Origin of the sequence: Pantoea rwandensis (assembly GCF_000759475.1) — a bacterium.
GTDB classification, from domain to species: domain Bacteria; phylum Pseudomonadota; class Gammaproteobacteria; order Enterobacterales; family Enterobacteriaceae; genus Pantoea; species Pantoea rwandensis_B.
In genome coordinates this window covers 148,396-171,351 of the sequence record NZ_CP009454.1, presented here as the reverse complement: position 1 = coordinate 171,351, position 22,956 = coordinate 148,396, and the positions used below count along the sequence as shown (strand labels likewise).

Sequence of the window (22,956 nt, the reverse complement as noted above, 5' to 3'; positions counted from 1 at the left end):
TGCAAATTACTGCTTCATATTGATAATCACGTTCTCTTGCCACAGGCGCGGCAGCATTTTTGACGTCTTATCCCATGCGGCCTGGTCTTTGATTGGGCGGGCATTTTTGTACTCAGACTGCGGCAGCAGTTTGGCCTGTACGTCAGCTGGCAGGGTCAAATGTTCAGCACGAATTGGACGCGCATAACCTTTCGCCAGGTTGGTCTGACCTTCATCAGACAGGATGTATTCGCGCGTCAGTTTGGCGGCGTTCGGGTGCTTAGCGTATTTGTTGATAATGGTGGTATAGCCTGAAATCACGGAGCCATCAGACGGGATCACCACTTCATAGCGGTTTTTGTCGATCTGATCGCGGTAATTCAGACCGTTGAAGTCCCATACCACGGCAACCTGAATTTCGCCTTTCTCGATGTTGGCAATCACCGGATCGGTCACGCCCAGACGGCCCTCTTTGGCCAGTTCGCCAAAGAAGTTCAACGCTGGCTTCAGGTTCTTCTCATCACCACCCAGTGCGTAGTTCGCGGCCAGAACGCCGTTCGCAGCCTGAGCAGCCACGCCGACATCACCGATAGTGACCACATACTTACCTTTCTTCAGATCGGCCCAGCTGTGTGGCGCATCTTTCACCTGCTGTTTGTCGATCAGGAAGGCGATGGTGCCGGTGTAAGCCAGCATCCAGTTGCCTTCGCTATCTTTTGCCCAGCTCGGAATCTGATCCCAATGCGTCGGTTTGTAGGGTTGTGCCAGACCTTTGGTCACCGCGACCGGACCGAAAGCGGCGCCCACATCACCGATATCGGCGCTGGCGTTCTCTTTCTCTGCATCAAATTTAGCCAGCTCCTGCGCCGATGACATATCGGTATCGCTGTGCTTCAGGCCATATTTGCTGTTGATGTAATTCCATGTGTCTTTCCAGTTCGCCCAGCTGTCTGGCATACCGACGCTGTTGACCTGGCCCTCAGCACGCGCGGCTTTTTCCAGCGCGGCAAGGTCGTTATCGGCGGCGTGCGCGGCGGGCAGCGCAAGCAGTACGGCACTGGCTACTACAGAGGAGATAAACGCTTTCATCTCGATTGCTCCGGGTGTAAGTTGTGGGACGTCTTGGTCTAGTCCAGCAAGAACCGAGCCAATGTAGCCCGATCAGATGAAGGTTTTATGACCATGGTGGTGAAATGTGGTGTGACGCGCAGCTCCACATGCGGATACAGCGCGCGAAAGCGTGGGATATGCCTGTCATATTGTAGTCATCGAACTGTCATAGTGCAGAATTGCCCCAAAATGAGGCTAAAGAATGTCGTCAAAAACGGTGGATGTGATTGCTACGGCGCTGAGTGAACGCATTGAAAACGGTGAATTTGCCAGCGGGCGTTTACCGGCAGAACGCAGTTTGAGTGAATTCTATTCCACCACGCGCATTACCCTGCGTGAGGCGCTGGGCTTGCTGGAAGCGCAGGGCATTATTTACCGTGAATTGCGTCGAGGCTGGTTTCTCGCACCGCCAAGGCTGGTGTATAACCCGGCCCATCACAGCCACTTTCATGCCATGGCGGCCGAACAAGGCCGTATCGCCCTTACTGAAGTGATTGAGGCGCGGGAGGTCCCGGCACAGCTGGTGATTGCGCGACATTTACAGCTATTAGAAGGCGATAGTGTATTTCGCATTCGCCGCCTGCGACGTATCGATGGCCGCGCGGTGTTGTATGTCGAACATTACCTCAACCCGGCCTTTTTTCCTGGCCTGCTGGAAGAAGATCTGACCCGCTCGCTCACCGACCTCTACGATCAGCGTTATGGCATTCGTTACGGCGGCGCACGCTTTACCATTCTTCCTGGTCCGTTACCGGCGCGCGCTGCACCGGCACTTAATGTCGCCAGCGGCACTCCCGGATTACTGATTACACGTATCAACCGCGATCAACATAAACGGGTGATCGACTGTGACTGTGAGTACTGGCGTTATGACGCGCTCTGTGTGGATGTTGATGTGTAGCATATTGTGATTTTGATCACACTACAGCATGATAGCCTCAGAAAGTTTCCGTACTTTGAGGCGCATAAAAATGACAACAAAATCAGCGATGGGGCAGCTTATTGCTTCAGTTTTACAATGGGTTCTGAATATGGGTTTGGTGACGCTGGCTGTCATCCTGGTGGTCTTCCTTGGCAAAGAGACAATCCATTTAGCCAATGTGCTGTTCAGCACCGGTGAGCAGGCGTCGTCCTACCTGCTGATCGAAGGCATTGTGATCTATTTTCTTTATTTTGAATTTATCGCGCTGATCGTGAAGTACTTCCAGTCCGGCTATCACTTTCCGCTGCGTTATTTCATCTATATCGGCATCACCGCAATCATTCGTCTAATAATCGTTGACCACAAAAACCCGTTCGACACGCTTTATTATTCAGCGGCGATTTTAATTCTGGTGGTCACGCTGTGGTTAGCCAATAGCAATCGCTTAAAGCGCGAATAATCCCCCTTCTGTCGGGTGTGGCACAACCAGCAGTGCCACGCCCGATTCTCTGCGTTAAACTAGGGCAACTTTTTCTCCGGAGATGTCCTGATGTCGCATCACGCGCTGCGCCAGTTACTCGCACTGCATTGGCTGCCAGCCACTTCCCCCTTGCTTTCCCCCCCTCTGCTTGACTGGTTGCTGGAGGAAGACTCCATGACGCGTCGTTTCGAGCAGCATTGCCAGCAGGTGACGGTGGAACTGATCCGCGAAAGCTTTATTACCGCTGACGAGATGGCGCCAGAAGCGGAATTCCTGCCCGCCGATGAGCGCTTTTGGTTACGTGAAATTGTGCTGTGTGGCGATGGCGAACCCTGGCTGATTGGGCGAACCGTGGTGCCAGAAAGCACGTTGAACGGCCCGGAGCAGATGCTGCAAAATCTTGGCACCCGTCCGTTGGGGCGCTATCTTTTCGCCTCCTCGACGCTGAGCCGCGATTTTATCGATCCCGGCCAGGTGGATGATCTGTGGGGACGCCGCTCGCGCCTGCGTTTATCAGGCAAACCGCTGCTGCTAACTGAACTGTTTTTACCAGCGTCGCCGTTGTACCGCGCGCTGAATCAAGGATAAAGGATTGTGGAAAAAACCTTAACCATGACCAAATGGCAGGCTTATCGGCGCCTGATGCGCATCGATAAACCGATTGGCACGCTGTTGCTGCTGTGGCCCACAATGTGGGCACTGTGGTTATCAGGCATGGCGGTGCCGCCTTTGTCTGTGCTGGTGGTATTTGTGCTCGGCGTCATTGTGATGCGTGCCGCGGGCTGCGTGATCAATGATTATGCGGACCGTAAGGTGGATGGTCATGTCAAACGGACCGCATCGCGTCCGCTGGCGAGCGGCGTGGTGACGGAGAAAGAGGCCAAAATCCTGTTTGTCGTGCTGGGGTTGCTGGCATTTGCGCTCGTGCTGACCATGAACCGTATGACGATTTTGCTGTCATTTGGTGGCCTGGCACTGGCATGGGTCTATCCGTTTATGAAGCGCTACACCCATTTACCCCAGGTGGTATTGGGAGCGGCATTCGGCTGGGCGATTCCAATGGGTTGGGCGGCAGTTAGTGAGTCCTTACCTCTTGTTTGCTGGCTGGTGTTCTTCGCGAATATCTGCTGGACGGTGGCTTACGACACGCAATACGCGATGGTTGATCGTGATGACGACCTGAAGATTGGCGTGAAATCCACGGCGATTCTGTTCGGTCGTTTCGATAAGTTGATCATCGGCTTATTGCAGTTGGCCACGCTGGGGCTAATGGCGCTGGTGGGATTGATGTTGCATCTGAACGGTGCGTTTTACTGGTCACTGCTGGTGGCGGGCGGCTTCTTTGTGTATCAACAAAAGCTGATTGCTCAACGTGAACGCGATCCTTGCTTCCAGGCCTTTCTGAATAATAACTATGTTGGGCTGGTGCTGTTTATCGGCGTACTTCTCAATACTCAGCCATTTATTGACCTGTTTTAAGTGGTTAATGCCATAAAAAAGGCGACCCGTTGAGGGTCGCCTTTCTGTTTTTGATGCCCGACGTTATTCGTGGGCTACAGCGCTTTCAATAGTCAAACGGACATCACCGGTCACCAGCTCTGCCAGCATCTGCCACATAATGTGGGTGCGTTCCGCATCGGCATCGCCTGAATCACTGATGTAGCCTTCATCACGCAGTGACAGCACCAGCGCGGTAAATACCGCTTTGTCGAAGAACTCTGGCGCATTAATGCCATGCAACACAGACAAACGCTGCGCCAGCGTGCGGCTCTCTTTCTCCAGCGTGCCGCGGTTAATCGTCGGCTTGGCACTCAGAATGGCGAAGGTGATGGCAAAACGCTGCAACGTTTCACGGATACCGGCAGCCAGCAATTGCAGCGAGCGGTGACGCACTGGATTCATGCGTAACTGCCCATCATGCTCGGTAATCAGGCCTTGTCGTGCCATCTCAGCACAGAGGGCATTCAGCACGCCTGGCAGCTCGGCGTTATCCCAGCGCAGGAACAGCTCACTCTTCAGCATCGGGTAAACCAGACTCACCTGACGCAGCAGCTCCGCCTCACTGATCTCACGATGCTGCTGCACAATAGCGGCAATCAGCGATGGCATGACCAGCATGTGGTGGATGTTGTTGCGGTAGTAGGTCATCAGGACGGCCTGCTCGCGCGGCAGAATGATGATATCGCCAATGTTGTCTTGTTCCGTCTCGAACTTGTTCATGCCCATGGCGTGATCAAGCAGCGCTTCAGCACTCATCTCCGGCACAGTCGCTTCCGGCGAATAAGGCACGTTACGCAGCAGCTGGGTATAGCATTCCAGTTGCTCAATCAACTGCTCACGCGTCAGAGAACGCTGACGAGAAGCCAGCAACGCGGTGACGCACAGGTTCATGGCGTTGGCTGCACCGGCTTCGTTAATGCGCACCATCAGACGTGCCGCAATATCATTCACGGTCGGCGTCATCCATGCCGGACGCTGCGGTTCAATCGGATCGATCGCATCACGCCATTCCGGCACGTTTTTGTTCAGATAGTTCATCAACGGCAGGGGTTCGCCGAAGTTAACGTAGCCCTGGCCAAGATTGCGCAGTTTACGTAACCCGCGCACCATCTGCAGGAAACTCTCTTTCTCTTTGGCCGCGCCACGTAACTCTTTGGCGTAAGTACCCACTTCCATGACGTGTTCATAGCCGATGTAGATCGGAACAAACGTAATCGGACGGCTACCGCCGCGCAACATGGCTTGCAACGTCATCGACAGCGTGCCGGTTTTAGGATCCAGCAGTCGGCCCGTGCGTGAGCGCCCGCCTTCAACGAAATACTCGACTGAATATCCGCGGCTGAACAACTCGCCCAGGTATTCACGGAACACCGTGGAATAGAGTTTGTTGCCCTTGAAGGTACGACGGATAAAGAAAGCGCCCAGGCGACGGAAAATCGGACCCGCTGGCCAGAAGTTCAGGTTGATGCCGGCCGCGATGTGTGGCGGCACCAGGCCCTGATGGTAGAGCACGTAAGAGAGCAGTAAATAGTCCATGTGACTGCGATGGCAGGGCACATACACAATTTCGTGGCCATCTTGCGCCAGCTGACGCACACGCTCGCCACCGTTGACGTTGATGCCCTGATAAAGACGGCTCCACAGCCAGCCCATCACGCGGTCTGTGACGCGAATGGCCTCATACGAGAAGTTCGCTGCGACCTCTTCCATCATCTCAACGGCATTCTGCTGGGCTTTCTCGTGCGAGATTTTTTTGCTGCGCGCTTCATCTTCAACCGCTTTTTCAATCGCTTTGGATTGCAGCAGCTTATTGAACAGATCCTGACGTGCGGGCAGACGTGGCCCGACTGCAGCCAGACGCTGACGCGCGAAGTGAATGCGTGCCACGCGTGCCAGCTTCTGGGCAATCGACTTATCGGTGCCGTGCTCTGTCGCCATCTGGCGCAGGGAAACGGTTGGCGAGAAGCGCACAAAGCTGTCACGTCCGTGCCACAAAATGGCGAAGAATTTCTCTACACCATTAAGGATGCGCAGATGCGGCGTATCTTCACCCTGGATTTCACGTCCTGGCGCACGACCAAACATGACCGCAACCGGTAACATCTGGACGTCGAGATTCGGATTACTGCGGTGCAAATCGAGGTAGTCGTGGAATAGCTTCACCGACTCAGGATTGGCAACGAAATAGGGGAATACGCGTGGGCCATCGTGAATAAACACGTGACGCGGCAATAGCGTGCCGTCGATCTCCAGCGGAGCCAGCGGATCGGGCAGATCATGTTTCAGGCACTGCGCCCGGAGAGTGAGCAGGTCAGCCTTTGAATCATAAGGCAAAACATACATCACTGGACGCGTCGGATCGATCCCGTGTTCTGAGACAGGATCGGTCGGAATGACCTTACTCTTTACCAAAAAAGAGAGTGGTAAATTCAATAGTTTGTAATAAAGTTTACGCCAACCTGACATAGACAACTTAAAGCCTCTTGTTAGCAAAGCGCGGCAAGCATACCAGAAAGTGCAACGAAGATCTGTGGCTTACACGACCTCAAACAGCCCACATATTGACGCCAAATCACATCAAGGGTTCCAAAGCATGGCAAATAACGTCACCGGTATTCAAAGAATAGTGAATGCAGCCGGTTATTCCTGGCAGGGCTTGCGCGCCGCCTGGCAACATGAAGCCGCATTTCGTCAGGAAGCCATTGCCGCACTGGTGGCGATTGTGGTGGCCTGCTGGCTGGATGTTGATGCGATTTCCCGTGTGCTGATGATTGGCTCCGTGGTGCTGGTGATCATCGTTGAAATCCTGAATAGCGCCATCGAAGCGGTGGTGGACCGCATTGGGCAAGAGCGCCATCCTTTAGCCGGACGAGCAAAAGATATGGGCTCAGCGGCGGTATTGCTGGCTATCTTACTGGCTCTGTTTGTCTGGATCGCGCTGCTCTGGTCGCATTTGCGATAGGTATTCCAGAATCTTCAAACCGCTGATTTTTCCCTCTGTTTTGGTTTTCATTTCGCCAATACCTGTATATACTCACAGCGACTGTATAAACAACCAGGGGGCGGGATGAAAGCGTTAACCACCAGGCAGCAACAGGTCTATGATCTGATTCGCGACCACATTAACCAGACCGGCATGCCGCCAACGCGTGCGGAAATTGCTGCGCAACTGGGTTTTCGCTCGCCCAATGCTGCGGAAGAACACCTGAAAGCACTGGCGCGTAAAGGCGTCATCGAGATTGTATCCGGCGCATCTCGCGGCATCCGCCTGCTAATGGAAGAAGAAGTCTCCGAAGGGTTACCGCTGATCGGTCGCGTGGCCGCCGGTGAGCCGCTGCTGGCGCAAGAGCACATCGAAGCGCACTATCAGGTTGATGCCAATCTGTTTAAACCTACCGCTGATTTCCTGCTGCGCGTGAGTGGTATGTCGATGAAAGACATCGGGATTATGGATGGCGACTTGCTTGCAGTGCATAAAACTCAGGAAGTCCGTAATGGTCAGGTTGTGGTGGCGCGTATTGATGATGAAGTGACCGTCAAGCGCTGGAAAAAGCAGGGTGCCATTGTGCATTTGCTGCCAGAAAACACCGAATTCCAGCCAATTGTAGTCGATACCCGTGAGCAGGCTCTGACCGTTGAAGGTCTGGCTGTGGGTATCGTACGTAACGGCGAATGGCTTTAATCTCTCGTTGAATTCCCCCGCTGCGGTTGGTCACTGTACTGACCGCAGTCTGATACACTGATTTTCCTCCTCAGGCTGATTGCCGGTTAATGGTCCGATTGGCCAGCGCAACAATGGAACGGGCGAATGCGGCTGTTTTCCTCTTCAGATAAAGCATTGTGGCGGCTGGCGCTGCCGATGATTCTCTCCAATATTACCGTTCCGCTGCTCGGTGTCGTCGATACGGCAGTGATTGGCCATCTCGATAGTCCCATTTACCTCGGTGGCGTGGCGGTAGGTGCAACGGCGACCAGTTTCATCTTTATGTTGCTGCTGTTCCTGCGCATGAGCACCACGGGTTTGACTGCGCAGGCGTTTGGCGCGAACGATAAAACCGCCCTGGCGCGGGCGTTGACGCAACCTCTGTTGATCGCTCTGGTGGCGGGCGTGCTGTTTTTATTACTGCGCGCGCCCTTCAGTTTGGTCGCAGCCTCATTAATGGGCGGCAGCCCGGAAGTGCAGCACCAGGCACAAATTTTTATCAACATTCGCTGGCTTAGCGCACCGGCGACCTTAGCCAATCTGGTGATTTTAGGCTGGTTGCTCGGCGTGCAATATGCGCGAGCGCCGATGGTGCTGCTCATTGTCGGTAACCTGGTGAATATCCTGCTCGATCTCCTGTTTGTGCTGAAGCTTCACTGGGGCGTTGCGGGTGCGGCGGCGGCAACGGCGGTGGCAGAGTACGTCACGCTGGGAGTGGGGTTATGGATGGTGGTACGTGTGCTTAAGTTGCGTGGCATTTCTTTCAATCTGCTAAAACAGAGTTGGCGTGGTGATGCGGCACGCCTGTTCCGGCTCAACCGCGACATCATGCTGCGTTCGCTTATGGTGCAAATCTGTTTCGCGTCACTCACCTTGCTGGGCGCGCGTTTAGGGCCAGATGTTGTTGCGGTGAATGCCGTACTGCTGATGTTCCTGACGTTTACGGCCTATGCGCTGGATGGTTTTGCCTATGCCGTGGAGGCCTGCTCCGGTGAAGCGGTGGGAGCACGAGATCGCAGTCGCTTATTACTGATTTGGCATGCTGCCTGCCGTCAGGCCGGTATCGTTGCCCTGGCGTTCGCCGCCATCTATGCGGTAACCGGCCCTCAAATTGTGGCGTTGCTCACCTCGCTTGAGCCACTGCGAGAGATGGCCGATCGTTATCTTGGCTGGCAGGTGATTCTGCCGCTGATCGGTGTCTGGTGTTATCTGCTGGACGGTATGTTTATCGGCGCCACGCGTGGGCGTGAAATGCGCAACAGCATGGTGATGGCGGCAGTGGGTTATGGGCTTGCCTTACTGACACTCCCGTGGCTCGGTAATCACGGCTTATGGCTGGCGGTGACGGTGTTTCTTGCCTTGCGCGGCTTGACGCTCTGGTGGATGTGGCGACGTCACTGGCGACACGACAGCTGGTTCACTGTTTGAATAAGCGAAGCGTAACCTACAGATTATTCTGTATTTTTTGCGTAATCCTATCTGGCTACTATAATTATCTCAAACGGCGCAATTGAGTAGCGCGTTGTGTGGGTGATTTCCTGATTTATTAGGAGAACATCGCATCTCACTCAGGATGATGTGGAGGATTATGATGAACAAAGACGAAGCGAGCGGTAACTGGAAGCAGTTTAAAGGGAAAATGAAAGAGAAGTGGGGCAAGCTGACGGATGACGATATGACGGTCATCGAAGGTAAACGCGATCAGCTTGTGGGTAAAATTCAGGAACGCTACGGCTATGCGAAAGACCAGGCCGAAAGTGAAGTGAAAGACTGGGAAAGTCACAATAAAGATTACCGCTGGTAACCGAAATTAAGGAAGATGCTCCTACCCCGCCGATCACCCGTCGGCAAGGCACAAGGAAGTGCCACTCACCCTTTTCTCACTCTCTTTTTCGTATCAATCTCATGATCGTGATCGCAGCTATCGTGATGATTGCACGCTGCGACTTCTGCGCAGTTCTCGCACAAACCATGGGCTTCAATAACCGTGTGGCGCAGTGAGAATCCGGCCTGATCGGCCAATCCCGAAATAATCTTTTCTACGCCGTGTGCGTGTTTTTCACTGACTGCCGCACAACCATCACACACCAGCATCACCGAAGTATGCGCAGGCTCGTCGAAATGGTGGCAAACCACATAGCTGTTATTCGATTCAACACGATGAATAAAACCCTGCTCCAACAGAAAATCCAACGCGCGGTAAATGGTCGGAGGTTTAGCCTGTGGCTCGCTGATGCGGAGTTGATCCAGCAGATCATAAGCACTGATCGAACCATTCTGCTCAGCCATTAAACGCAGCACTTCAGCGCGTTGAGTGGTCAGGCGCACGCCGCGGTCAAGGCAAAGGGATTCTGCCTGAGTAAGCAGTTGTGCGGGCGTGAGGTTTGACATAAGTGTTCTCCAGGTTGCAGGCGATGTTATTTTATCACACAAACTTTTACCCTGCTGTGATTGCTTTTTACCCGGTTAAAGTCCAGGAAAAATCTCGTTAATCAATAAATTAACTTAACCTTCCTGTTGTGCTGATAAAACCGCTCATTTCAGACCCTACATTAGATCAGTCATATAGCGTAATTATCACGCTATTTTTGCTTTGCAACTCACCGGGTTAGCGTCTAAGGTTCAAAAGGTCTTAAGTAATATCTGGCATCAATTTAGGCTTTGTTCATTTTTCTGCATAACTAAACAGCAGAATGGTGTGGTTGTATCCAATTCTGCGAACAGCAGTGCTATTTCCTTTTAATTCACAGCAATGATGCGTTAGCCAGGGTTCAGAATAGCGGCTAACTAAACTGTTTCGTTTCTGAGTTATTCAGCGACATTTCAAAGGTGATGGCAGGCTCATGGTGAAGACATTATTCAGGCACAAAAAAGTAGCTTATCTTGTTGGTTTGAATGCAGTATTTCTTTCTTCTTCAGCTCTGGCAGCAGGTACATGGTATGACGCGCGTAACGATGCCATGGGTGGCACCGGCGTCGCTTCGTCAACCTGGAGTTCAGCGGTGCTGGCTAACCCGGCATTGATGACCAAAGCCAAACCTGAAGATAACGTCAGCGTCATATTCCCTTCAGCCGGTGTACAGGTTACCGACAAAGACAAATTAATTAACAAAGTTGATGACATCACGGACAGTGTTGATCGTTATAAACAACTGATAGATGATTTCGATTTTGCTGATTATCTCAGAGGTTACCCGGAGCTGAAGGCTGCGGCAGGCGATATGGCCAATCAGCTTCAAGATTTGAAAGGTAATAAAGCTAACGGCACTGCGGGAGTCGCTTTTGCCGTCACTGTTCCAAACGATACGCTGCCCTTTGCCTTTATTACTAAAGCCTACGGCACGGCACATGTGCGCGCCAATGTGGTTGATAGCGACATCACCTATCTGCGTGGTGTCGCGGATGGGAGCATCACGCCAAGGCCGGGCGATCAGGATAACCTGCGTTCGAGCGGCAATGGCCTTGCGGCGTTAGTCACCGATTATGGCGTCTCCGTTGCACATGAATTTGATGTCGCTGGCCATCCGGTTTCTGTGGGCGTGACACCAAAGCTGCAAAAAACCTGGCTGTATAACTACACCGCCAGTATTTATAACTTTGATAAAAGTGATATCAACAACAGCCAATACCGCAGTTCCGATACCGGCTTCAACATTGATGCAGGCATCGCGACCGACTTTGGTGAGCATTGGACGTTGGGTGTGACAGGGCAGAACCTGATCTCACGCGACATCGACACCAAAACAGTGGAAGGCTACCGCGATACCTATCAAATCCGTCCGCTGGTCACGTCAGGTCTGGCCTGGAACTACGGCGCGTTCACCCTGGCAGGCGATGTTGATTTGACGCAAACCAAACGTTTCAAATCGGAAGAAAGCAGCCAATATGCGGGAGTGGGTGCCGAGTATCGCGTGCTGGATTGGTTAGCATTGCGCGCGGGTTATCGTGCGGATATGAAATCAAATGATGCCAATGTGTTTACCGCAGGTCTGGGCGTTTCACCGTTTAACAACACGGTGCATCTGGATCTTGCTGGTTCAGTGGGTGACGATAATACCTGGGGCGGCATGCTGCAGCTCGGATTTAACTTCTAATTGCGTCATTTCACATCACGCTAACATTCACCCTGAAATGGCGTGAACATGCTCACAAAAACAGGTCGCCATTGGCGGCCTGTTTCATTATTGGGCGCGGAATTTGTGATCGTAATCAATCAGCGAAGCTGTGCCAGATTCAACTGGGAAAGTAGCCAATCTTTAAAGCTATCTAACGCGAAGTGGCGATGCTGATGCCGTGGGAACACCAGGTAATGGCCGATATAGTGAATCTCCTGGGTGGTCTCAATCAGCGGACAAACTAAGCGCCCACTGGCAAGCTCTCGTTCTGCTAATAATTTGGATTCCAGCACCACCCCCAGACCATCAACGGCAGCGGCAATCGCCATAAAACTGCGGTCAAAGCGCAAACCATAATGGCGCGGGGGCGTCAGGTGATTGGCTTCAAACCAGCCCTTCCATTGGTAGAGTTGCACATCGCACTGAATCAACGATTGGTGATAGAGATCCTCCGGGCAGCGAATGCGTGCGGCAATCTCTGGTGAGCAAAGCGGTGTTAACTCCTCCACGGCCAGCGGGATTTTCTCGTAAGGCGAGGGGCGCGGCTCGCCATAAACAATATCTAAATCATAGTCATCCTGCTCAAAGCGCGCATATTCGGTGCTGGCTGAAAGACGCAGATCAATATGTGGATGCGCGGCAATAAAGCTTCCGAGACGGGGTAATAGCCACTGATGGGCAAAGCTTGGCGCGGTGTGCAGACGCAGTGGTCGCGATTCATCAGCGGTGACGAGCGAAAGCCCACGCTGCATCTCATCAAATCCCCGCTGGATGTGTTCCAGCAAGATTGCCCCTTCTTTGGTTAGCATGATTTCGCGCGTACTGCGCTGAAACAGGCGCGTGTCGAGCGTCTCCTCCAGCTTACGAATCGCATGACTAATGGCGCTAGGCGACAAATCTAACTCTTGCGCTGCGGTGGTAAATGCTCCTGTACGGCCTGCGGCTTCAAACGCGCGCAACAGCGAAAGTGGGGCTTTTTTTAATAATGTCATTTGTGAATCCCATTCAACAGTTGATGCATTTTTTGCTTTTGTCGGCAGAGGTCAAGGCTGAGTAATCTGCTGCTAAACGGCAAGCAGGTGAAAATGGCACGTGAATCCGCTGCAGCTTTCACCATGACAGATCGCTCTTCTGCTTGCCAACTCTGCTGATTTTCTCTTCTTTCAGGAACAGATATGACGACTCTTGCAGAACCGGAATTGAGCCTTACACAGCGGCTGTCACAGCACGCTTATCGTATTCGTCGCTACGCGTTGCAAATGGGCGAAGTACAGGGGCAAGGCTATATCGGCCAGGCTCTGGGACTGGCTGATATGCTGGCTGTTGCATGGTGCCATGCGATGAATTACCGCGCGGATGAACCTGAATGGGAAGGCCGCGATCGTTTCCTGCTGTCCCACGGCCACTATGCGATTGCACTATATGCGGCGCTGATTGAAGCGGGCGTGATTCCTGTGGAGGAGTTGGAAACGTATGGATCTGATGATAGTCGCTTACCGATGTCGGGCATGGCTACCTACACGCCAGGCATGGAAATTTCAGGTGGATCGCTCGGACAGGGGCTGACGATTGGTGTCGGTATGGCATTGGCATTGCGTCATAAAGGAAATCCGGCTTTTGTTTACAACTCGATGTCTGATGGCGAACTGGATGAAGGGGCAACCTGGGAAGCGGCGATGGGAGCGGCACATCATCAACTGAGTAATTTGATCGTCATGGTGGATATCAACCAGCAGCAGGCAGATGGCCCCTCTGGCAAGGTCATGGGGTTTGAACCGCTGGCAGATAAGTGGCAGGCGTTTGGCTGGCATGTGCAGCGTGTGGATGGCAATGACATTGCTGCTGTGAAGCAGGCATTTGATCGGGCACGCGCGTTAAACGAACCCAAGCCGCGCGTCATTCTGCTGGACACGCTAATGGGTAAAGGCGTGCCATTCCTGGAAGCGCGTGAAAAGAATCATTTTATTCGTGTGGATGCTGACGAGTGGCAACAGGCCATCGCCATCCTCGATCAGGCTCAGGAGGCCACGCAATGAGCAGCATCACCACAGAGAAAAAGCCACGCCTGACAACGTCGGCGATGATTGCCTCCATTGCCGCAGAAGGACAAGCCACGGTTGCTGCGCCCTTTGGTCATGCGCTGGTCAAAGCTGCTGCGACCCGGCCGTCGATCGTTGGGTTGACTGCCGACCTGTCAAAATACACCGATTTGCATATCTTCGCCCAGGCCCATCCGGAACGTCATTTCCAGATGGGCATGGCGGAGCAGCTGTTGATGGGCGCAGCCGGTGGCATGGCGAAGGAGGGCATGACGCCATTTGCTACCACCTATGCGGTGTTTGCCACGCGTCGTGCCTACGACTTTATGCATCAGGTGATCGCGGAAGAGCAGCTGAATGTGAAAATCTGCGCTGCGCTGCCGGGGTTAACCACCGGCTACGGCCCAAGCCATCAGGCCACTGAAGATATCGCGCTGATGCGGGGTATTCCGGGCATGACCATTGTTGATCCTTGTGATGCGCTGGATACGGAACAAGCCGTTGCCGCAATAGCCGATCATCAGGGGCCGGTTTATATGCGTCTGTTGCGCGGTAAGGTGCCGCTGGTGCTGAACGAATACGATTATCAATTCGAACTGGGCAAAGCCAAATTGCTGCGTGATGGCCGTGATGTGCTGCTGATTTCCAGTGGGATTATGACAATGCGCGCACTGGAGACAGCAAAAGCGCTGGCAGCCGATAACGTCGATGTTGCGGTATTGCACGTGCCGACCATTAAGCCTCTGGACACTGAAACCATCATCACCCAGTGCCGGCGTGCCGGGCGTTTAGTGGTAGTGGTTGAGAACCATAGCGTGGTCGGCGGTTTAGGTGAGGCGGTGGCGACCACGTTAATGCATGCGCAGGTCATGCCCGTGTTTCGTCAAATCGGCTTGCCAGATCAATTCCTGGCTGCGGGCGCGCTGCCCACTTTGCACGACCGCTACGGCATTTCCACAGAAGCGATGGTCAGCGCGATTCGCGTCTGGCTGGCATAACGACGCGAAAGGAGAACAGCATGAAGGTGATATTTGTCGGCACCGGGGCAATTGGCGTTCCTATGGCTTGCCAGATTCAGCGTGCAGGGCATGCGGTAATCGGAGTGGATGTGTTTGAAGCGTCGCGTCAGCGTGCTCAGGCGCAGGGGATTGAAGCGGTGAGTCGCATTGCAGAAGCACCTGAAGCGGATGTGGTAGTGGTGATGGTCGCCACGCCACAGCAGCTGCAGGCGCTGGTGGCGGAAGCGCTGCCGCAGGTGGCTGGTCAGCACTGGGTCATCATGTCCACTGTCGGGCCGCAAGCGGTGCGTGAGGCGGCTTCTTCACTGATTGCTGCCGGTGCGCAGGTCGTGGATGCACCGGTCACGGGCGGAACCGCCCGCGCCAGCACCGGTGAGTTAGTGATTTTTGCTTCCGGCGCACCTGCCGCCATTGCCCTTGTTGAGCCGGTACTCAAAGCCATGGGATCGGTGTCGATCGTGGGTGATGAGGTTGGCGAGGGGCAGGGGATCAAAGTGATCAATCAGCACCTTTGCTCGGTGCATATTGTGGCAGCCGCGGAGGCGCTAAATCTCGCACAGTCGCTGGGGTTAGCTCCCGCTCAGGTATTGAAACTGGTCGAGCGCGGCGCGGCGGGATCGTGGATGTTGTCAGATCGTGGTCCGCGCATGCTGGAGGGGACTGATGTCTCGGTCTCCAGCGCCATCAATATCTTTGTCAAAGATAGCGGGTTAGTGGCAGAGGCGGCGACCGCCTGCCACGCTGAGGTTCCGCTGTTACAGGTCGCTCATGCTCGTTATCTGGCGGCAGCAGAAGCCGGATTGGGGCAACGTGATGACAGCAGAGTGATTGAGACCTGGAGCAAACCTGCAAATTAACCGCTCCATCACTGCTGCCCGAAAAATACGATAATACCGGGGTAACACATGAACACGACTTCTGTACCTGCAAACACCCGCGACAATGCGGCGAAAGTCTCTTTCGCCTCAATGATTGGCTCAGCGGTGGAGAGCTATGATTTCTTTATCTATGGCACCGCCGCTGCAGCCTGGTTCGGTAAGATCTTTTTCCACACGCAAGAGCCCATCGTCGGCATTCTGGCGGCATTCGCCACCTTAGCGGTCGGCTTCCTGATGCGCCCGTTTGGTGGTTACCTCGCCGGCCATTTCGGCGATCGCTATGGCCGAAAAACCGTACTGTTCTGGTCATTACTGGCAATGGGCGGTGCCACCGTACTGATCGGTGCGTTGCCAACCTATGAGCAGGCTGGCGTGCTGGCACCGATCTTGTTGATCTTATTACGCATGATCCAGGGGATCGGATTCGGTGCCGAGTGGGGCGGCGCGGTGTTAATGGCATTTGAGCATGCGCCCGTGAAAAAGCGCGGTTTCTATGGCGCGGTGCCGCAGCTCGGGATCCCGCTCGGCCTGCTGCTGGCGAATGGCTCTTTCCTGCTCTCTGCGGCACTGTTTGAAGGTGATTGGGTTTGGCGCATGCCGTTCCTGATCTCTTTTGTGATGGTGGCCATCGGCATCTTTATTCGAATGCAAGTCGCGGAATCGCCGGAATTCGAGAAAGCCAAAGCAGATAAGCAGATTGTGCTACAACCCGCGCTGGAGGTCATTCGTCGCGACTGGCGTACCATCGTCAAAATTATGGGGCTACGCCTGGCGGAGACGGGTGGCTACTACATCACCACCAGTTTTATGTTGTCCTATGTGGTGCTGGCGGAAATCACAGATACGCGCCATGTGTTATGGGGCACGCTGATTGGTTCAGCGCTGGGGCTCGGCAGCCATCTGCTGTATGGCGCGCTAAGTGATAAGGTGGGACGTCGCCCAATATTCCTGATTGGCGCCATCTTCACCATTCTGTTTGGCATCCCCATGTTTATGCTGATCAATACCGGTGCAGTGATGATGGTGATTGTCGCTGTCGCCCTGTCCCTGCTCTTCAGCCATGACCCGATATTTGCCGTAGAGTCGAGTTGGTTCTCCGAACAGTTTCCGGCCAACGTCCGTTCCTCGGGGATTTCATTGGGCTACAACGGCGCTTCCGTGGTGGCGGGGCTGTTACCGTTCATCGCAACAGGCGTGTATGGCATGGTCGGCTGGATCGGACCGGCGGTGATGTTCTCGTTACTGGGCGTCATTTCAACCTGGGTCGCCTTCAACACACGGGAAACCGCGCCGGTGAAAGTGGGCGAGCCCTCTCTGCCGGCTTCATCAACCTCAACAGCCCCGACGGTGTGAGTGAAACAACGGGCGGCTGTGTCGCCCGTTATTGCTGTGGTATCATTGCGCAGTTTCTCGTCACTCACCTAACTCCGGATTTACTGCGTTTCATGACCGATACTTTCTCTTCGCAACGTTTTTCTATCGCTCCGATGCTGGACTGGACCGATCGCCACTGCCGTTATTTTCACCGTAAGCTGAGCGGCGATACGCTGCTGTATACCGAAATGGTGACCACGGGCGCCATCATTCACGGCAAAGGCGATTACCTGGCTTACAGCGAAGAGGAGCATCCGCTGGCGCTGCAGTTGGGCGGTAGCGATCCGGCAGCTCTGGCGCAATGTGCGAAGCTGGCGGAAGCGCGCGGTTACGACGAGATTAACCTTAACGTCGGTTGCCCATCCGATCGCGTGCAGAATGGGCGCTTTGGTGCCTGTCTGATGGCTGACGCCGCGCTGGTCGCAGATTGCATTAAAGCGATGCGCGATGTGGTCAGTATTCCGGTGACGGTGAAAACCCGTATCGGAATTGATGAGCAGGACAGCTACGCATTTCTGTGTGATTTCATTGGTACGGTGGCCAATAAGGGCAACTGCGATACCTTTATTATCCATGCGCGTAAGGCATGGCTTTCTGGTTTAAGCCCGAAAGAGAACCGTGAGATTCCGCCGCTGGATTATCCGCGTGTCTATCAGCTGAAGCGTGATTTTCCGGCGCTGACCATGGCGATTAACGGCGGCATCAAGACGCTGGAAGAGGCGAAAGTGCATTTGCAGCATATGGATGGCGTGATGATGGGGCGCGAAGCGTATCAAAATCCCGGCATTCTGGCACAGGTCGATCGTGAACTGTTTGGTCGTGATACGCCGTCTGTCGATCCGGTCGCAGTGGTTCGTGCGATGTATCCGTACATCGAAGCGGAGCTGAGCAAAGGCACCTATCTGGGACACGTTACACGCCATATGCTGGGCCTGTTCCAGGGCATTCCTGGCGCGCGCCAGTGGCGTCGTTATTTAAGTGAGAATGCCCATAAGCCGGGTGCCGATGTACGAGTGCTGGAAGCGGCACTGTCGCTGGTCGCGGATAAGATTCCACAGGAAGCCTGATTGTAGGTGAGTCGCGGTGGGCCGGTGTGCCCGGCCATAAAAGGGCAGTCCGATCGCAAAGGAAAATGCCGATCTGCTGCGCGAACATTCGCCCCATTTTTGTGAAACGGCCCGATGCTGCGCATGGCTGAAAAACGCGCTCAGCGTATTGATCTCTGGCGCGGAAGCTTTGCTTTTCTGGCGGGCCTTTTCTGCCCCTTCAGAGGAGCATCGCTGCCGTTAATACGGTTTAAAATGCGCCAATAATTAGTGAATTTCATCACTGCTGAAATACCCCTCTGAATATAACCTCTTATTTTTCAGTGTATTAACTGTTTAACTATATTGGCACGTATCTTGTAAAGCACTCTGTGTTACTTACACAGGAGAGCCTTCGTGGAAATTTTATTTGTTATCGGCTTTTTTCTGATGCTGTTGCTGACTGGCGTTTCACTGCTGGGCGTTATCGCTGCATTGGTTGTTGCCACCGTTGTGATGTTCCTCGGCGGGTTATTCGCGCTTGTTATCAAATTGTTACCTTGGCTGGTGTTGGCGGTGGTAGCCGTGTGGCTTTATCGCGCCTTTACGACACCAAGCGGTGAAGTGAAATTGAACAGACTGAAAAGAAAAATCAGCAAGTTAGAGCGGCGTGGTTGGCGCTAAATGCGGGAGCGATCACAGAGTCGGTAATTGCTTAGTACGAATCTGCAATTAAACATATTTTTTACTTATGTTTTCTGTCAGGATGCGTAAAGTAATTCAAAACGAATTCATCGCCGCTGACCCTACACCAGCGCGAACTATAAAAAGAAAGAAAAAAGGGCTTCCTTCGGGAAGCCCTTAACTTTTTAGGGAATCAGCAAGCTGGAACCTTGCGTGGCGCGGCTCTCAAGAACCTGATGCGCGCGCACCGCATCGCTCAAGGCAAACTTCTGCTCTTCTGGCACCTTCAACTGAATCGCACGACTGGCGATTAACGAGAACAACTCGTTGCTGGCGTTATCCAGTTCCTGACGATTGGTAATGTAACCAAACAGCGAAGGGCGTGTGACAAACAGCGAACCTTTCTTGTTCAGAATCCCAAGATCGACGCCGGTGACGGGGCCCGAGGCATTACCAAAACTCACCATTAAGCCATGACGACGCAGGCTATCGAGAGACGGTTCCCAGGTATCTTTCCCCACCGAGTCATACACAACCGCGACCTTTTCACCGTCAGTCAATTCACTGACGCGCTGTGCAATATTCTCTTCGCGATAGTTAATGGTTGCCCAGGCGCCGGCATTTTTTGCAATCTGCGCTTTTTCGGCGGAGCCCACGGTACCAATCAGATGCGCGCCCAGCGCTTTAGCCCACTGACAGGCAATCAGTCCCACGCCGCCCGCTGCGGCATGGAACAGGAAGATTTCATCGGCTTTCACTTTGTAGGTCTGACGCAGCAAATACTGCACGGTTAAGCCTTTCAAAAACGAGGCTGCACCTTGTTCAAAGCTGATGCTCTCCGGCAGGATCACCAGACGCTCTTCCGCCACGTTATGCATTTCGCTATAGGCACCCAGCGCGGCCTGACAATAGACCACGCGATCGCCGGGCTTAAAGCGCGTCACGCCTGAGCCAACGCGTTTCACCACGCCAGCGGCTTCTGTGCCCAGCCCGGACGGGAAAGCCGCCACCGGATAGAGCCCGCTGCGCACATAGGTGTCGATATAGTTGATGCCAATCGCCTTGTTTTCGACCTGAACCTCATGTTCAGCGGGATCGGCCAGCTCAAAATCGACCCATTGCAGTACCTCCGGGCCACCGTGTTGGTTGAACTGAATACGCTTTGCCATTCTGACTCCTGTGATTGTTCATCCTGGGACGGTATACTTGCGCGTCCCTTTCACGATCGGTAATGCATTCACTATGGCAGGAAATAAACCCACCAACAAATCCAACGAACCCCGCGATCGTCAGCTGGAAGGCGTGAAAATGCCGCCGCACTCTATTGAAGCGGAGCAGTCGGTGCTCGGTGGGTTGATGCTGGATAACGAACGCTGGGATAACGTCTCCGAGCGCGTGGTGGCGGATGATTTCTTCAACCGTTCGCACCGCATGATCTTCTCTGAGATGCAGCGTCTGCTGGAAATGGGCCAGCCGATTGACCTCATTACGCTGTCTGAATCGCTGGAAACACTGGGCGAGCTGGAGATGGCCGGTGGCTTTGCTTATCTGGCAGAGCTGGCGAAAAACACGCCAAGTGCGGCGAACATCGGCGCTTATGCGGATATCGTGCGTGAACGTGCCGTTGTGCGTCAAATGATCTCGGTGGCGAATCAAATTGCTGATGCCGGTTACGATCCGCAGGGGCGCAGCAGTGAAGATTTGCTCGATTTCGCAGAATCCAACGTCTTCAAGATTGCTGAACAGCGCGCCAATAAGGCGGAAGGCCCGCAGAACATCGAGCAAATTCTGGAAGCCACGGTCTCGCGTATTGAAGCGCTAGTGTCGACCCCACACGATGGTGTCACCGGAGTGGATACGGGCTATCAGGATCTGAACAAAAAGACCGCCGGTTTGCAGGGTTCAGATTTGATCATCGTGGCGGCGCGTCCGTCGATGGGTAAAACCACCTTCGCCATGAACCTGTGTGAAAACGCCGCGATGCTGCAAGACAAACCGGTGCTGATATTCAGTCTGGAGATGCCCAGCGAGCAGCTAATGATGCGTATGCTGGCGTCATTATCACGCGTGGATCAAACGCGCATTCGTACCGGCCAGCTGGAAGATGAAGATTGGGCGCGCATCTCTGCCACCATGGGCATCTTGCTGGAGAAGAAGAACATGTTCATCGATGATTCTTCTGGCCTGACGCCAACGGAAGTGCGTTCGCGCGCGCGCCGCGTGTTTCGTGAGAATGGCGGTTTAAGCCTGATCATGATCGACTATCTCCAGTTAATGCGCGTGCCGGCGCTGTCGGATAACCGTACGCTGGAGATCGCGGAGATCTCGCGCTCGCTCAAAGCGCTGGCGAAAGAGCTCAATGTGCCGGTGGTGGCGCTGTCGCAGCTTAACCGCTCACTGGAGCAGCGCGCCGATAAACGTCCGGTGAACTCGGATCTGCGTGAATCGGGATCGATCGAGCAGGATGCTGACTTGATCATGTTCATCTATCGCGATGAGGTGTATCACGAAAACAGCGATCTTAAAGGCATCGCGGAGATCATCCTCGGTAAGCAGCGTAACGGCCCAATCGGTACAGTACGATTGACCTTCAATGGCCAGTGGTCGCGTTTTGATAACTACGCAGGCCCGTCCTACGACGACGAATAATCCTTTCCCGCTGGATGCATGCACGATTTGTGCATGCATTTCACGTCATCAGAAAATAGTGTTGGACAACCCCGGCTTTAATCAGGTTATCTGTACCAAAGCGCACCCTATAACGCTGTGGAAGCAGAATGACTCAGGTAGATGATTACGACCTTAAGATATTGACACTATTACAATCTAACGGCCGCCTTACCAATCAGGAACTCAGTGATTTAGTCGGTCTTTCGGCGTCTCAATGTTCACGCCGCCGCATCAATCTTGAACAGGCAAACCTCATCCTCGGCTATCACGCACGGCTCTCGCCGGATGCGGTGGGTCTCGGCATGGTGGGCTTAATTGAAGTGCGTTTAAAGAATCACACGCCAGATTATGAAGAGAGTTTCCATCGCATGGTGGCAGAGGAGGACGCGATTGTTGATGCCTTCAAAACCACCGGTGATGCTGATTATCTGCTGAAAGTGGCCGTGGCTGATTTAGCCTCGCTGAGTGCGTTGATCAGTCAACTGGTGGCTGGCCATCAGAGTGTGGCCCATGTGAAAACCTCCGTGGTGTTGAGCCGTTTAAAAGAGAACGGCTTGATGATTATCCCCGAGCACAAAACGCGCCAAAAAAGTGCATGATGTGCTAATCTGGTGCAATTAACGCACAGTAAATGCAAATAACGCGCACCAGAAAACAGATTTGTGCATGAATCAACGGTTAAAGTTTGGGGTGATGCACAAAAACCTGCAATAAAAGCGCCTTAGATATCAATTGGATAATCGCTGGCACCCCATAGGTGGCGACTTAACGCCGCCTATGTGGTGCGTTTTTTGCATTTGAACCGCATCAATTGCACTGAGATGACTCCATGGATAACGTTGTTCAACCCACTAAAATTCCTCATTCACGTATTGAAGATGCGCTGGCGATAGTGCTCGGCACCTTAATGGTTTCCTTTGGCGTGATGATGCTGAAACAGGCGGGCGCGCTGACTGGCAGCACTGCAGGTATCGCGTTTTTAATCAGCTATCTGACGCACCTCTCTTTTGGTACCGCATTTTTCCTGATTAACCTGCCGTTTTACTGGCTGGCAGTGCGCCGCATGGGCTGGGAATTCACGGTTAAAACGTTCTGCGCAGTGGGGCTGGTTTCACTGTTCACGCACTTGCATCCGATGTTCATCCATTTTTCTGCGCTAAATCCGTTTTATGCGACATTGTTCGGTAACGTGGTGATGGGGATTGGGTTTATAGTGTTGTTTCGTCACAAAGCCAGCCTCGGCGGTATCAACATTTTGGCGCTCTGGCTGCAGGACCGTATCGGTCTGCGTGCCGGCAAACTGCAAATGGCGGTGGATACCTGCGTGGTACTCGCATCGCTGTTCGTGGTGTCGCTGCCGATACTTTTGGCCTCTATCGCGGGCGCGGTGATCCTTAATCTCATCATCGCTATGAATCATCGTCCCGGCCGCTACATGGTTTGATGACGCCTCTTTA

Annotated in this window: 23 protein-coding genes; 18 read left to right on the top strand and 5 right to left on the bottom strand. The window is 53.6% G+C overall.

The features are described from left to right. Positions 1–6: 6 nt before the first annotated feature. A complete protein-coding gene (locus LH22_RS00760) occupies positions 7–1,068 on the bottom strand; it encodes an ABC transporter substrate-binding protein (protein WP_038643650.1) in 1,062 nt (353 codons plus the stop codon). Between the two features lie 223 nt (positions 1,069–1,291). Between LH22_RS00760 and LH22_RS00755 the strand changes: the two genes are divergently transcribed. The 4 genes from LH22_RS00755 (at position 1,292) to ubiA (ending at position 3,971) form a co-directional block, all read left to right on the top strand. Next, positions 1,292–1,990: a UTRA domain-containing protein gene (locus tag LH22_RS00755; RefSeq protein WP_038643648.1), complete on the top strand. Its 699-nt coding sequence runs from the start codon at positions 1,292–1,294 to the stop codon at positions 1,988–1,990. Between the two features lie 70 nt (positions 1,991–2,060). Further along, positions 2,061–2,471, top strand: a complete 411-nt coding sequence (psiE, locus tag LH22_RS00750) for a phosphate-starvation-inducible protein PsiE (protein WP_038643647.1) — start codon at positions 2,061–2,063, stop codon at positions 2,469–2,471. A gap of 90 nt (positions 2,472–2,561) precedes the next feature. Beyond that, entirely contained in the window at positions 2,562–3,080 is a 519-nt protein-coding gene (gene ubiC, locus LH22_RS00745) for a chorismate lyase (RefSeq protein WP_038643645.1), read from the top strand. Positions 3,081–3,104: 24 nt separating this feature from the next. Beyond that, positions 3,105–3,971, top strand: a complete 867-nt coding sequence (gene ubiA / locus LH22_RS00740; protein ID WP_197079598.1) for a 4-hydroxybenzoate octaprenyltransferase — start codon at positions 3,105–3,107, stop codon at positions 3,969–3,971. Between the two features lie 63 nt (positions 3,972–4,034). Here ubiA and plsB read toward each other — a convergent pair whose 3' ends face one another. Then, positions 4,035–6,458, bottom strand: coding sequence for a glycerol-3-phosphate 1-O-acyltransferase PlsB (plsB, locus tag LH22_RS00735; RefSeq protein ID WP_038643642.1), 2,424 nt, complete (start codon positions 6,456–6,458; stop codon positions 4,035–4,037). A gap of 127 nt (positions 6,459–6,585) precedes the next feature. Between plsB and LH22_RS00730 the strand changes: the two genes are divergently transcribed. The 4 genes from LH22_RS00730 (at position 6,586) to LH22_RS00715 (ending at position 9,499) form a co-directional block, all read left to right on the top strand. Next, positions 6,586–6,954, top strand: coding sequence for a diacylglycerol kinase (locus tag LH22_RS00730; protein ID WP_038643641.1), 369 nt, complete (start codon positions 6,586–6,588; stop codon positions 6,952–6,954). Positions 6,955–7,059: 105 nt separating this feature from the next. Continuing rightward, positions 7,060–7,674, top strand: a complete 615-nt coding sequence (gene lexA / locus LH22_RS00725) for a transcriptional repressor LexA (protein ID WP_034826962.1) — start codon at positions 7,060–7,062, stop codon at positions 7,672–7,674. A 126-nt stretch (positions 7,675–7,800) separates the two neighbouring features. Beyond that, complete coding sequence (gene dinF / locus LH22_RS00720) at positions 7,801–9,123, top strand: MATE family efflux transporter DinF (protein WP_038643639.1); 1,323 nt, start codon at positions 7,801–7,803, stop codon at positions 9,121–9,123. A 163-nt stretch (positions 9,124–9,286) separates the two neighbouring features. Continuing rightward, positions 9,287–9,499, top strand: coding sequence for a CsbD family protein (locus LH22_RS00715; protein ID WP_034826959.1), 213 nt, complete (start codon positions 9,287–9,289; stop codon positions 9,497–9,499). Positions 9,500–9,564: 65 nt separating this feature from the next. Here LH22_RS00715 and zur read toward each other — a convergent pair whose 3' ends face one another. Next, positions 9,565–10,086 carry a zinc uptake transcriptional repressor Zur gene (zur, locus tag LH22_RS00710; RefSeq protein WP_034826958.1) on the bottom strand — a complete coding sequence of 174 codons (522 nt, stop codon included), beginning with the start codon at positions 10,084–10,086 and terminating at the stop codon, positions 9,565–9,567. A 452-nt stretch (positions 10,087–10,538) separates the two neighbouring features. Here zur and traF point away from each other — a divergent pair, with 452 nt between their 5' ends. Beyond that, positions 10,539–11,789, top strand: coding sequence for a conjugal transfer protein TraF (traF, locus tag LH22_RS00705; protein ID WP_038643638.1), 1,251 nt, complete (start codon positions 10,539–10,541; stop codon positions 11,787–11,789). A 119-nt stretch (positions 11,790–11,908) separates the two neighbouring features. Here the strand turns inward: traF and LH22_RS00700 are convergent, their stop codons facing one another. Beyond that, a complete protein-coding gene (locus LH22_RS00700; RefSeq protein ID WP_038643637.1) occupies positions 11,909–12,802 on the bottom strand; it encodes a LysR substrate-binding domain-containing protein in 894 nt (297 codons plus the stop codon). Positions 12,803–12,985: 183 nt separating this feature from the next. Between LH22_RS00700 and LH22_RS00695 the strand changes: the two genes are divergently transcribed. From LH22_RS00695 to pspG, 6 genes are all read left to right on the top strand, one after another. Beyond that, complete coding sequence (locus tag LH22_RS00695; RefSeq protein ID WP_045815786.1) at positions 12,986–13,846, top strand: transketolase; 861 nt, start codon at positions 12,986–12,988, stop codon at positions 13,844–13,846. Then, positions 13,843–14,847 carry a transketolase family protein gene (locus tag LH22_RS00690; protein WP_038643636.1) on the top strand — a complete coding sequence of 335 codons (1,005 nt, stop codon included), beginning with the start codon at positions 13,843–13,845 and terminating at the stop codon, positions 14,845–14,847. The genes LH22_RS00695 and LH22_RS00690 overlap by 4 nt, the downstream gene beginning before the upstream one ends. Positions 14,848–14,867: 20 nt before the next feature. Further along, entirely contained in the window at positions 14,868–15,725 is an 858-nt protein-coding gene (locus tag LH22_RS00685) for an NAD(P)-dependent oxidoreductase (protein WP_038643635.1), read from the top strand. Between the two features lie 48 nt (positions 15,726–15,773). Next, the gene (locus LH22_RS00680; protein ID WP_038643634.1) at positions 15,774–17,099 is read left to right on the top strand and encodes an MFS transporter; all 1,326 of its coding nucleotides are present in this window, start codon (positions 15,774–15,776) and stop codon (positions 17,097–17,099) included. A gap of 92 nt (positions 17,100–17,191) precedes the next feature. Then, entirely contained in the window at positions 17,192–18,187 is a 996-nt protein-coding gene (gene dusA / locus LH22_RS00675) for a tRNA dihydrouridine(20/20a) synthase DusA (RefSeq protein ID WP_038643632.1), read from the top strand. A 375-nt stretch (positions 18,188–18,562) separates the two neighbouring features. Continuing rightward, positions 18,563–18,829, top strand: coding sequence for an envelope stress response protein PspG (pspG, locus tag LH22_RS00670; RefSeq protein WP_034826939.1), 267 nt, complete (start codon positions 18,563–18,565; stop codon positions 18,827–18,829). Positions 18,830–19,014: 185 nt separating this feature from the next. On the opposite strand, the gene LH22_RS00665 is transcribed toward pspG, so the two are convergent. Then, positions 19,015–19,998, bottom strand: coding sequence for a quinone oxidoreductase (locus LH22_RS00665; RefSeq protein ID WP_038643631.1), 984 nt, complete (start codon positions 19,996–19,998; stop codon positions 19,015–19,017). Positions 19,999–20,071: 73 nt separating this feature from the next. On the opposite strand from LH22_RS00665, the gene dnaB reads away from it, so the two are divergent. The 3 genes from dnaB to LH22_RS00650 all read left to right on the top strand — a co-directional run bounded on the left by dnaB (position 20,072) and on the right by LH22_RS00650 (position 22,943). Further along, positions 20,072–21,478, top strand: a complete 1,407-nt coding sequence (dnaB, locus tag LH22_RS00660) for a replicative DNA helicase (protein WP_034826934.1) — start codon at positions 20,072–20,074, stop codon at positions 21,476–21,478. A 128-nt stretch (positions 21,479–21,606) separates the two neighbouring features. Continuing rightward, positions 21,607–22,098 carry an Lrp/AsnC family transcriptional regulator gene (locus tag LH22_RS00655; protein WP_034826932.1) on the top strand — a complete coding sequence of 164 codons (492 nt, stop codon included), beginning with the start codon at positions 21,607–21,609 and terminating at the stop codon, positions 22,096–22,098. Between the two features lie 230 nt (positions 22,099–22,328). Next, positions 22,329–22,943 (top strand): YitT family protein, encoded by a 615-nt coding sequence (locus LH22_RS00650; protein ID WP_038643629.1) that lies wholly within the window; start codon positions 22,329–22,331, stop codon positions 22,941–22,943. The last annotated feature ends 13 nt before the right edge of the window (positions 22,944–22,956 follow it).

Coding starts and splice junctions, on each gene's coding strand:
- traF (WP_038643638.1), top strand. CDS start 10,539: ATGGTGAAGACATTATTCAGGCACAAAAAAGTAGCTTATCTTGTTGGT.
- LH22_RS00695 (WP_045815786.1), top strand. CDS start 12,986: ATGACGACTCTTGCAGAACCGGAATTGAGCCTTACACAGCGGCTGTCA.
- dusA (WP_038643632.1), top strand. CDS start 17,192: ATGACCGATACTTTCTCTTCGCAACGTTTTTCTATCGCTCCGATGCTG.
- ubiA (WP_197079598.1), top strand. CDS start 3,105: ATGACCAAATGGCAGGCTTATCGGCGCCTGATGCGCATCGATAAACCG.
- plsB (WP_038643642.1), bottom strand. CDS start 6,458: ATGTCAGGTTGGCGTAAACTTTATTACAAACTATTGAATTTACCACTC.
- LH22_RS00665 (WP_038643631.1), bottom strand. CDS start 19,998: ATGGCAAAGCGTATTCAGTTCAACCAACACGGTGGCCCGGAGGTACTG.
- LH22_RS00760 (WP_038643650.1), bottom strand. CDS start 1,068: ATGAAAGCGTTTATCTCCTCTGTAGTAGCCAGTGCCGTACTGCTTGCG.
- LH22_RS00685 (WP_038643635.1), top strand. CDS start 14,868: ATGAAGGTGATATTTGTCGGCACCGGGGCAATTGGCGTTCCTATGGCT.
- LH22_RS00755 (WP_038643648.1), top strand. CDS start 1,292: ATGTCGTCAAAAACGGTGGATGTGATTGCTACGGCGCTGAGTGAACGC.
- lexA (WP_034826962.1), top strand. CDS start 7,060: ATGAAAGCGTTAACCACCAGGCAGCAACAGGTCTATGATCTGATTCGC.
- LH22_RS00655 (WP_034826932.1), top strand. CDS start 21,607: ATGACTCAGGTAGATGATTACGACCTTAAGATATTGACACTATTACAA.
- psiE (WP_038643647.1), top strand. CDS start 2,061: ATGACAACAAAATCAGCGATGGGGCAGCTTATTGCTTCAGTTTTACAA.
- LH22_RS00715 (WP_034826959.1), top strand. CDS start 9,287: ATGAACAAAGACGAAGCGAGCGGTAACTGGAAGCAGTTTAAAGGGAAA.
- LH22_RS00730 (WP_038643641.1), top strand. CDS start 6,586: ATGGCAAATAACGTCACCGGTATTCAAAGAATAGTGAATGCAGCCGGT.
- dinF (WP_038643639.1), top strand. CDS start 7,801: ATGCGGCTGTTTTCCTCTTCAGATAAAGCATTGTGGCGGCTGGCGCTG.
- zur (WP_034826958.1), bottom strand. CDS start 10,086: ATGTCAAACCTCACGCCCGCACAACTGCTTACTCAGGCAGAATCCCTT.
- LH22_RS00650 (WP_038643629.1), top strand. CDS start 22,329: ATGGATAACGTTGTTCAACCCACTAAAATTCCTCATTCACGTATTGAA.
- ubiC (WP_038643645.1), top strand. CDS start 2,562: ATGTCGCATCACGCGCTGCGCCAGTTACTCGCACTGCATTGGCTGCCA.
- LH22_RS00700 (WP_038643637.1), bottom strand. CDS start 12,802: ATGACATTATTAAAAAAAGCCCCACTTTCGCTGTTGCGCGCGTTTGAA.
- LH22_RS00680 (WP_038643634.1), top strand. CDS start 15,774: ATGAACACGACTTCTGTACCTGCAAACACCCGCGACAATGCGGCGAAA.
- LH22_RS00690 (WP_038643636.1), top strand. CDS start 13,843: ATGAGCAGCATCACCACAGAGAAAAAGCCACGCCTGACAACGTCGGCG.
- dnaB (WP_034826934.1), top strand. CDS start 20,072: ATGGCAGGAAATAAACCCACCAACAAATCCAACGAACCCCGCGATCGT.